Below are 723 nucleotides of genomic sequence, written 5' to 3' on the forward strand. Positions count from 1 at the left end.
CGGCGAGGCCAGGATGACACCGGTCAGACCACCGAAGGTGAAGGTGATCAGGAAGCCCAGCGTCCACAGCATCGGGGTCTCGAAACTCAACGACCCCTTCCACATGGTGCCGATCCAGTTGAAGAACTTCACGCCCGTCGGCACCGCGATCAGGAACGTCATGAAGGAGAAGAACGGCAGCAGCACACCGCCCGTGACGTACATGTGGTGCGCCCACACCGTCACCGACAGACCCGCGATCGCGATGGTCGCGCCGATCAGGCCCATGTAGCCGAACATCGGCTTGCGGGAGAAGACCGGGATGATCTCACTGACGATGCCGAAGAACGGCAGCGCGATGATGTACACCTCGGGATGGCCGAAGAACCAGAACAGGTGCTGCCACAGCAGCGCCCCGCCGTTGGCCGAGTCGAAGATGTGCGCGCCGAACTTGCGGTCCGCCTCCAGCGCGAACAGCGCCGCGGCCAGCACCGGGAAGGCGAGCAGGACCAGCACACCGGTCAGCAGCACGTTCCAGGTGAAGATCGGCATGCGGAACATCGTCATGCCGGGCGCACGCATGCAGATGATCGTGGTGATGAAGTTGACCGAGCCGAGGATGGTGCCGAAGCCGGAGAAGGCCAGACCCATGATCCACATGTCGGCGCCGATGCCCGGCGAGCGGACCGCGTCGGACAGCGGGGAGTAGGCGAACCAGCCGAAGTCGGCCGCCCCGTCCGGGGT

At 64.7% G+C, this 723-nt stretch carries 1 protein-coding gene; it reads right to left on the minus strand.

Annotated features, from left to right (window positions below; translation table 11 throughout):
• A partial coding sequence (locus KUM38_RS42595; protein ID WP_254398299.1) for a cbb3-type cytochrome c oxidase subunit I occupies positions 1-723 on the minus strand: 723 nt, incomplete at both ends.

The organism is Streptomyces sp. AC558_RSS880 (genome assembly GCF_019049255.1).
Lineage (GTDB): Bacteria > Actinomycetota > Actinomycetes > Streptomycetales > Streptomycetaceae > Streptomyces.